Genomic DNA, 2,881 nt, shown 5'->3' with positions numbered 1-2,881 from the left:
TTTTTAAGTCGATAAACACACCGAGAACTATTTTTTTAATATCAATATTATGCCTGATTTTCGTTACCAGGTCAACAGTTGCGGCAAGAGTGTTGCTTTTGGGCCGGAATCCGAATTGTCTGTCTGAAATGAAGTTGATAGATTCTAGATAGGCATCTAAGCGTTTGTAGAGTATCTTTTCAAAGATCTTTGAACACACTGGTAGCACTGAAATTGGCCTATAGTTACTGGGATCAGTTTTGGGGCCTGATTTATGAATCGGACTTACTTTGGCCAATTTTAGAGATGTGGGAAAGTGCGCCTGTGTTAGCAAATCGTTAAAGCATTTAGTAAGGCTTTCTACAATAAGAGGTGTTATACATTTTAGCGCTTTTGTACTGATTCCATCTAGACCGATACTTGTATTAGAATCTAAACCATTAATGATTTGAGTTACTTCATCTACGGTAGTAGGCTCAAATGATGTAATTCGGTGAACGTTCGTTTGTGTTGTAGGTATGAGTGATGAAAGAGTGTTTGTGTTGTTTGTTGTGTCATAAGGAGGTGATATGTCTTTTGCAAGTTGGGCTCCGATATTGGAAAAGAATTTGTTAAGCGCGTGACATATTTCAGTAGGGTCAGTTATGGTTTTCATGTCAATTATAAGCTTGGAAGGGATAGCGTTATTTTTAATTTTGTTTGCAGAGAGGTAGTCAATGAGTTCCCACGTTTTCTTAGGTTCCTTGTAAAGTTTGATGAATTTTCCATAGTAATAATTGTCCTTTGTTTTCTTTATTAGGGTTGCTGTAGCATCTTTCTTTTCATTGAAAGCGTTTTCTAGACTTTTATTTGTAGGGTTATTTTTATGTTCCGTCCAAAGTTCATTCTTTAGGTTAATTTCGTTTATAATATCTATGTTTATCCAATCTTCTTGGGGAAGATTTAAAATTTTAGATTTCGTTATTTTACTTTTGTCTATCAGTTCTTTAACTTCATTTTCTAGGTCTTGATAGTTAGGGATATTTAGTAATTTTTGTTGTTTCGTTAACTGGTATAATTTATCATAGTCCAGTGCATTGTAGGTGACACGTTGTTTAGCTAGAGGTTTCTGTCTTTTCAGTGTTAGATAAATTTGTCTGTGGTCAGACAATGAAGATTCGATCAGAGAGAGATGAAATTTATCATTGATCAAGTCGGTGCTCACGTGATCTATTATCGACGCCGCAGCAGTGGGAGTCTTTCTAGTGTAGTATTTTTGGGTAACTTTGTTTAAGATTTTATAGCCTTCCGCTTTTAGGGTACTAACGTATGATTCCTTTTGTTTTAGTTTTTGTTTTTTGGACCCCTTTTCAAGCAGATTTACATTGAAATCACCAAACAAGATTACTCTCTTTTGCTGATGTAGTTGCAACTCTAGTTTGTCAATGAATTCCTTGTAATCTGTATTTCCAGGATAGTAGATAATGCCTATGTTGACTGAGTATTTGTCTAATTTTATCCAAAGGTAATTATTGCCTCCAGAGTAGGTTGATTCAACAAGTGTGTGCTTTAGGTCGTTATGTATATAAGCTGAAACTCCGCCGCCAACCTTGTCGTCTCGTAAATTGAAATAATGGGTATAATTCGGTAGTTGAAATTTTAGGGCTTGTTCTTCAGATTTGAACCATGTTTCTGTTAGTAAGACAATATGTGTGGATGTATTAATAGATCGTAGGATACATTGTAGTTCATCAAATTTATTGCACACACTTCGAGCATTGAGGTAAAGAAAATTTAAACATGCCTTGATGTTTTGAAGGTCAGGGTATGTGGTGACTATTTCGTGTGTTACGTCGTCAATCTTTGAATCCTGTATAGTTTGTTGGGTAGATTTTAGTTTTTTGGAGTTTTTTAGTATCAACAATCTTTGGAATTCCTTTCACATACTTGATAGTGATATTTGTAAGAGAAACGGGGTTTTTAAATTAAGACTGCGCCCTCGCAGTCGGGTGTTTTGATCATAATTAAAGAAGGCATGTAAATCTTAGAGGTCGTATTATAATGAGTATTTTGCTTCACTCACCAATTTTACCAATAGGCGTATCCACGGGCGATACAATATGGCAGCCGGGATGCGAAAAATCACTCTCTTTCAGTCTCACATTCTTCTCCGGAATTTCCACGTCGAATAAATGCAGTTTTCTATATGTTTGTACTATTTCACCCTTGTTGTTGATTATTACGTGCGTGTTGTACATTTTTGACGGATCTTTCTCGTCCTGAAATTATTTATGAACTCAATATTCTATAAATGAAAATAAGAAATTGAAAAAATGTCAGCGCCCGCCGGGACTTAAACCCGGGACCGTGGGGTACCGTCCCACTGCTCTGCCAACTGAGCTACCGGCGCCTCGACTGACACTTGCCAATTTTTCTATCTCTTGGTACTTGTCTCGAAGCGACGTACAAGCGACATCTAGTATAAGTTATTGTAACGAATACTATGGTAAAAGAGGAAATCAGAACATATGTCATGGCTACGGGATTGAAACCGAAATTCCGAAAAATAGTAAATCTGATATTTCAACGAAAAATCGTTGAAAAAAAGAGCTTCAAAACCGTTTAAAACAAATTTTGGAAAAATCGAGAAATTTGGTGTTTATTTTCAGATCGATCATTTAAATTCGCCCCTTTATTTAAAAGATATTTGATTATTTCTATATGACCATTTTTAGCAGCACAAAATAGGGGTGTCCGTAATTTCAAGTCTTTACTTTCGATTGGTACATTTTTATCATTTATCAAATATTTAACTACTTCTAAGTGCCCGTTTTCGCAAGCAAGATGTAGTGGCGTTATTCTAGCATAAGTAGGAATATCTGGGTTAACTGAATGTTGTTCCACTAAGAGTTTCAATATATTC

2 protein-coding genes, 1 tRNA gene and 1 pseudogene are annotated in these 2,881 nt (G+C 35.7%); all 4 read right to left on the bottom strand.

All coding sequences use genetic code 11. The features are described from left to right. On the bottom strand, positions 1 to 1,726 hold a 1,726-nt coding region (locus ACJ5GX_RS01055; protein WP_495292595.1), incomplete at its 3' end, for an endonuclease/exonuclease/phosphatase family protein. A gap of 307 nt (positions 1,727 to 2,033) precedes the next feature. Beyond that, a pseudogene (locus tag ACJ5GX_RS01050) lies at positions 2,034 to 2,219 on the bottom strand (nitrilase-related carbon-nitrogen hydrolase); the annotation flags it as partial. A gap of 77 nt (positions 2,220 to 2,296) precedes the next feature. Next, positions 2,297 to 2,368, bottom strand: a tRNA-Thr gene (locus ACJ5GX_RS01045). A gap of 212 nt (positions 2,369 to 2,580) precedes the next feature. Next, on the bottom strand, positions 2,581 to 2,881 hold a 301-nt coding region (locus tag ACJ5GX_RS01040; RefSeq protein WP_495292594.1), incomplete at its 5' end, for an ankyrin repeat domain-containing protein.

It is taken from the genome of Wolbachia endosymbiont of Tuta absoluta, from assembly GCF_059414725.1.
The sequence above is the reverse complement of the archived record's forward strand: the minus strand, read 5'-3'. Positions and strand labels throughout refer to the sequence as shown.